Annotated in this window: 5 protein-coding genes, 1 tRNA gene and 1 pseudogene; all 7 read left to right on the plus strand. The window is 64.3% G+C overall.

Annotation, left to right across the window (positions count from 1 at the left end; genetic code table 11):
• Positions 1 to 211, plus strand: a pseudogene (locus AX708_RS20995) (hypothetical protein); the annotation flags it as partial.
• Complete coding sequence (rodA, locus tag AX708_RS18550) at positions 208 to 1344, plus strand: rod shape-determining protein RodA (RefSeq protein ID WP_066532716.1); 1137 nt, start codon at positions 208 to 210, stop codon at positions 1342 to 1344. The pseudogene AX708_RS20995 and the gene rodA, both read left to right, overlap by 4 nt.
• A 131-nt stretch (positions 1345 to 1475) precedes the next feature.
• Positions 1476 to 1551, plus strand: a tRNA-Lys gene (locus tag AX708_RS18555).
• A gap of 543 nt (positions 1552 to 2094) precedes the next feature.
• On the plus strand, positions 2095 to 3300 hold the full coding sequence (locus AX708_RS18560; RefSeq protein WP_066532715.1) for a hypothetical protein: 1206 nt from the start codon (positions 2095 to 2097) through the stop codon (positions 3298 to 3300).
• Positions 3301 to 3428: 128 nt separating this feature from the next.
• The gene (locus AX708_RS18565; RefSeq protein ID WP_066532712.1) at positions 3429 to 5501 is read left to right on the plus strand and encodes a ParB/RepB/Spo0J family partition protein; all 2073 of its coding nucleotides are present in this window, start codon (positions 3429 to 3431) and stop codon (positions 5499 to 5501) included.
• A 73-nt stretch (positions 5502 to 5574) separates the two neighbouring features.
• Complete coding sequence (locus AX708_RS18570; protein ID WP_066532709.1) at positions 5575 to 5790, plus strand: DUF6117 family protein; 216 nt, start codon at positions 5575 to 5577, stop codon at positions 5788 to 5790.
• Between the two features lie 41 nt (positions 5791 to 5831).
• Entirely contained in the window at positions 5832 to 6299 is a 468-nt protein-coding gene (locus tag AX708_RS18575) for a hypothetical protein (RefSeq protein WP_067490592.1), read from the plus strand.
• Positions 6300 to 6318: the final 19 nt, after the last annotated feature.

The raw sequence follows: 6318 nt of genomic DNA on the forward strand, positions 1-6318 counted from the left end.
CAGCCGCCCGCCGCGGCGCGACGAGGAAATCCTCGACCGCGTCGACGCCGAAGCCCGCCGCGCCGCCACCCAGACCGATGCCATCGCCGGCGAAGTGATCGCCCCGCGGCCCGAGGCCAACCCCTCGGGCACGCCGCCCGGCGCGCCTGCCGCAGGCCCGTCGCCCGCACCCGCCGCCTCCCCCGCCCCTCCCGCCGAGACCGCCACATGAGCACGCTCACCCAGCGTTCGGGGATCATCCCCGAACCGATCGCCCGCCAGCCCTGGGAGATGCTGATCCCGCTGGTGCTGCTGACATCCTTCGGCGGGCTGGTGCTCTACTCGGCTGGCGGGGGGGCGATGGAGCCTTTCGCCAAATCGCATTTCCTGCGCTTCGCCATCTTTGCGGTGATGACCGCTATCATCGCCTCGCTCCCGCGCAATGCGGTCGACGTGCTGACCTATCCCGCCTACCTCGTCGTCCTGCTGCTGCTGCTCGCGGTCGAGATCGTCGGGCAGGTCGGCGGGGGGAGCCAGCGCTGGCTCGAGGCCGGGCCGATCCGCATCCAGCCTTCCGAGCTGATGAAGCCCGCCGTGGTGCTGGCTATGGCGCGCTTCTATGCGTCACTGCCGGCCGGGATGATCGGTTCGTGGCGATCGGTGGTGCCGGCGGGAATGCTGATCGTCCTGCCGATCGCGCTCGTGCTGCTGCAACCCGACCTCGGCACTTCGGTCGCGATCGCCTTCGGGGGCGTGGTGGTGATGTTCCTCGCGGGGCTCCCCCTGTGGTGGTTCCTCAGCGCGGCAGGCGCCGGGGTAGCGGCGCTGCCGCTCATCTATTTCTTCGCGCTGCACGATTACCAGCGCGCCCGGGTGACGACCTTCCTCGATCCCGAAAGCGATCCGCTGGGCGCAGGGTACCATATCGCGCAGTCAAAGATTGCAATCGGTTCGGGCGGGATCTTCGGAAAAGGCTTCAACAACGGCACCCAGAGCCATCTCGACTATCTTCCCGAACCCCACACCGATTTCGTCTTCGCCACGATGGCCGAGGAATGGGGTCTGATGGGCGGGCTTTTCGTGCTCGCCATGTATGCGCTGATCCTGAAGTGGGGCTGGAAGGTCGCCGCCGAAGCGCAGGACCGCTTCAGCGCGCTGCTCGCCGCAGGCGCCACCGCGACGATCTTCTTCTACATCGCCATCAACCTCTTGATGGTAATGGGTATGGCCCCGGCCAAGGGCATCCCGCTGCCGTGGATGAGCCACGGGGGCAGCTCGATGATGACCAACATGATCTGCATCGGCCTGTTGATGATGGTCAACCGCTGGAACCGCATGGCCCCGCGGCGCAGCCTGGCAGCCTGAATTGCCGCACCTGCGAAAAGCCTCTTGCCATCAGGCCGGGACACGCTAAATGCAGCGCCTCACGCGAATCGGGACACGGCTCCGGCCCTTCCGAAACCGCGTTTCCGCCACCCCTCGCGGGTTCACGGAATGGACGCATAGCTCAGTTGGTAGAGCAGCTGACTCTTAATCAGCGGGTCCTTGGTTCGAGCCCAAGTGCGTCCACCAAAATTCTCAACGACTTAGTTGCAAATATACACCCCTCCCGAGGGGCTGTCGAGAGCCACGTAATCGCCACGTAATCAACGTGTTTCGTAGCCTGGCGTAGAGGCTTGATTTTCGATGTGCGGGAGGACGTTTCCTCCCTGGTCGAAGCCGCTGCGCGGCTTCTTCACACCCACCTCAGCGGGGACACCCCGCAACGCCCCGAAACGAAGAGCGGGGCTGCTGACGCGCTCTGTCCCGCAGGGCTGCCTGCCCTGCTCCTGAGGGCGCGGTGCCTGACGCATGGGCCCCCGCACGCACTCTGATCCGGCGGACATCGTCCGAAGTGCAGGCCGAGAAAGCCGACAGGCCCCGGCTTTCCGCCTGCGCGAGCGATGACGCGATGCTCCGCCTCGTTCAGGGTGCAGTTTCTTGCTTTGGCGATCTCGCTGGCCGCTCGCGCGGTTGTAAGCGTTGAGGGGGGAGAGTGAGAGTCTGGCGGGCTTCGCCGTGACGGGTTGAGGGTCGAGAGAGAGGCTCCCGGCCAGCCGTCATGGAGATCTTCCCATGGATATGCAGGTTCTCGATACGCGCCGCGACTCAAGCGGCGGTTACAAGGTCGATGTCTCGCGCGGCTCGCGCGTGGGTCGGGTGTCGTCGGAGTGGTTCTCGCGCCCAGATGATGAGAGGTTTCTGTCACTGGGCGATCTGGCCCGATCAGTGCGCGGTCGGTCTGACCGGAGCCGGACGCGCGTGGTCGAGACGGCGCTGATCCATGTCGAAGCAAACCGCAATGATCCGGAACGCCTGGCTCTCATGTTGCCAGGTGCCGAGGCACCGGTGACGCCAACTCACTGGAGCTTTGGGCAACTGGCCAGCCAGGTAGGCGCTCCTGCTGCCTATCTGCGCCAACTTCCGGCGCCGCTGGCCGCGATCAATCTGCAATACGGGCTGACCTCCAACCGAGCCGAGCAGATCAAAACGCTCGAAACAGACGATCCAGTTTCCGGGGGCCGGCTCGAACTGCGCGCCGTGACCGGGCCCGACTATGGCCGGATCTACGACCACGAACTCGTCGAAGCCGTGCAGAAGATCGCTGGCAACGGCACCGGCGACACACGCTGGAAGGTTCCGGGCGTGCTCGACTGGTCGACCGGGGTCTACAACCCTAACGTCGACATCTCGAAGGATACGACCACGCTCTATGCGTCGGATCGCGACGTCTTCCTGTTTCTGGTCGATGATTGCAACCCGATCGAAGCCGGGCGGCTGCCCGACGGATCGCCCGATCTCTACTTCCGCGGGTTCTACTGCTGGAACTCCGAGGTCGGCGCCAAGACGCTCGGCATGGCGAGCTTCTACCTGCGCGCGGTCTGCCAGAACCGGAACCTGTGGGGGGTGGAGGACTTCGAGGAGATCAGCATTCGCCACAGCAAATATGCCGCGAACCGCTTTGCCCATGAAGCCGAACCGGCGCTGCTGAACTTTGCCAATTCCTCGCCGCAGCCGTTCATCAACGGCATCAAGACCGCGCGGGAGCGAATTGTCGCCCGCAGCGACGAAGACCGGCAGGATTTCCTCCGGGCGCGCGGATTCTCCAAGGCTGAAACCGGCCGGATCATCGAGACCGTCCTCGCCGAGGAAGGCCGCCCACCGGAATCGATCTTCGATTTCGTTCAGGGCATCACCGCGCTCGCGCGGTCCAAGCCGCATCAAGACGCCCGGCTCGACATGGAGGGCAAGGCCAAGAAGCTGCTCGACCGGGTGCATTAAGCCAGCAGGGCTCAGCCCGTTACTCATGCGTTGCGCTGCCTTCTCAGAGTGAGAGGGCGGCGCTTCGCTTCGTGACGGGTTCGGGCCTGAGAGAGAGTCTTTCGGGCGGCCCGTCATGGAGAAACCCCATGACCAAGACATTGCCCAAGCTCGTGCTCAGCGCCTCGCGCGACATCCCGTTTTCGCAGCTGGTGCTGAGCCAGAAGAATGTGCGGCGCGTGAAAGCAGGCCTTTCGATCGAGGATCTGGCCGAGGACATTTATCGCCGGACCCTGCTCCAGAGCATCAACGTCCGCCCCTTGCTCGATGCCGACGGCAAGGAAACCGGCATGTTCGAAGTACCGGCCGGTGGCCGCCGTTTCCGAGCGCTCGAATTGCTGGTGAAGACCAAGCGGATGGCGAAGGATCAACCGGTCCCTTGCGTCGTGCGCGAAGCCGGGATTGCCGAAGAGGACTCGCTCGCTGAAAACGTCATGCGCGTCGCGCTGCATCCGCTCGACCAGTTCCGTGCCTTCAGCGCGCTGATCGAAGCGGGCCTGTCCGAGGAAGACATCGCCGCGCGGTTCTTCGTCTCGGTGTCGACCGTACGCCAGCGCCTTCGGCTCGCGTCGGTCTCCCCCACCCTGCTCGAGGTCTATGGCGAGGACGGCATCACGCTCGAACAGCTCATGGCCTTCTCGGTCACCGACAACCATGCGCGCCAGGAGCAGGTCTGGGAACAGGTCAATCAGGGGCACCATGTGCCGGCTTACCACATCCGCCGCTTGCTGACCGAAGATGCGATTTCTGCAAGCGACCGCCGCGTCCGGTTCATTGGCATTGACGCCTACACCGAGGCTGGTGGCTATGTGATGCGCGACCTGTTCTCATCGGACGAGGATGGCTGGTTGCAGGATCCCGCATTGGTCGAATTGCTTGTGAACGAAAAACTCTCGGAACTCGCCCAGGAAATCGGTGCCGAAGGCTGGAAATGGGTCGAGGCCGCCGTCGACCTGCCCTATGGCTGCGAGCGCGGCAAACGCCGGATCGTCGGCACGACCGTTCCGTTGACCAACGACGAGCAGGCACGGCGCGATGTGCTGGTCGAGGAATATGACCGCATTGGCGACGACTACGGCGATGGCAGCGACCTTCCCGACGAAGTCGATGCGCGGCTAACCAAGATCGATGCCGAATTGACCGCCTTGAACAGTCGTCCCACGGTTTACGATCCGGACGACATGGCGCGCGCCGGCGTGTTCATTTCGCTGACCCACGATGGTCGCCTGCGGATCGACCGCGGCTATGTCCGTCCTGAAGATGAACCCGTCGCTGAAGGCCAGAATGACGGTACGAACGGTGCCAACGCAGACGTGTCCGATGGCGCGACAGTCACCGTGGCAGGGCAAGCGGCGCCAATCGGTGGTGACGACGACGAAGATGAGGCGATCAAGCCGCTGCCTGACAGGCTCGTTTCCGAACTCACCGCTGAACGCACGCTCGCGCTGCGCGATGCACTCGCCAACGCTCCGCAGGCGGCGTTCCTCGCCCTTCTCCATGCGCTCGTCCTATCGGTGTTCCGTCCCCACGGGACTCATGGCTGTGTGCGGATCGGCGTCACCCAGGCCTGGCTCGGCAATGTCGCACCGAACTTGCGCGAGAGTGTCTGGAGCCAGTCGATCCAGGCGCGGCAAGAACATTGGGGTGAAAGGCTGCCGGATGAACCACACGCGCTGTGGGACGCCCTCGCCGCTATGCCGCAGGATGAACAGATGGCACTGCTCGCCCACTGTGTCAGCCACGGCGTCAACGCACTGTTTGAGCCGAGCAAGGGCTATGACGGACGCATCTCGGCGCATGGCGTTGCGCAGCGCATTGCAGCGGCTGATGCTCTGGCAGCAGTCGTCGGGCTCGACATGGCCGAGGCTGGCTGGACGCCAACGGTCGACAACTACCTCGGGCGGGTGACCAAACCCCGGATCATCGAAGCGGTCCGCGAAGCCAAGGGCGATGCGACCGCCGCCCTGATCGAACATCTCAAGAAGGGTGACATGGCGCGCGAGGCCGAACGGCTGCTGAGCGGCACTGGCTGGCTGCCTGAACCCCTGCGGTTGCCGGTTATCGAAGCAAATGAAGCTGAAATCGCCGACCTGCCCGATTTCCTCGCGGATGAGGCCGACCAGGCGGACGCCGACGACGCCTTCGCGATCGCTGCCGAATGAACTTCGCTCGCGCGGGGCGGCCTCGGTCGCCCCGCGTGTCTTGTCACCCCCTCACCGAAGAAGGAGCTTTGCCATGGCAATTCCTGACCATGCCCGCGCCAATTTCGAGACGCTGCTGAAAGCGGCACAAGCAGGCGAACTCGCGTTGATGGAATGCACCGAACTTGCCAGCGGCGAAACCCGCTACGTTCTTTGCGCAGTTGGCCGCGACCACGGCGACTACGTGATGACACCGTTCGGGCACCTCGCACCGGACAATCCCTACGAGGCCTACGCTCCGCCCGCCTGATCCGGCCTACACCACCCCAACTTCATTAAAGGAATTCCGACATGACCAACTCGCCTTTGGCGGGTGCCTCCGCGCGCCCGCTTGCCGCTGCTTGCCCGCAGCAAACCGCTACCGCGATCATCACCGCAGCCCATGACCTGCTCGGCCACCTTGCCGCCGGTCGCCGGATCGACACGCCCGCCATTCGCACCGCCATGCAATCCGCCTTTGGCGCAAGCGATGCGACAGGAGCCTGGGACTGGAAGATCGCCTACGAAGCCGTCGAGGTCGCGCAATTGCTGTTCATTCGTCGCTACGGCCCGGCGATCCATGCCAGAACCGCCGATGCGTTCGAACGGCTCACACTGGTCGAACGGATTGCCCGGCTTGCCCCCACGCAAACCCGGCGCAGCGAGGAGATGCAGGCCTACCAGCAATTCTCGACACCGCTGGGACTGGCATGGGTGGCCGGGTTTGCTGCGGGCTTTCTGCCGGGAGACTGTTTAAAATTTTGTGCTCGGCCGTGGTAACTGCTTTCAGAGGAGACCC

Source organism: Erythrobacter sp. CCH5-A1, assembly GCF_001557115.1.
Taxonomy (GTDB): domain Bacteria; phylum Pseudomonadota; class Alphaproteobacteria; order Sphingomonadales; family Sphingomonadaceae; genus Erythrobacter.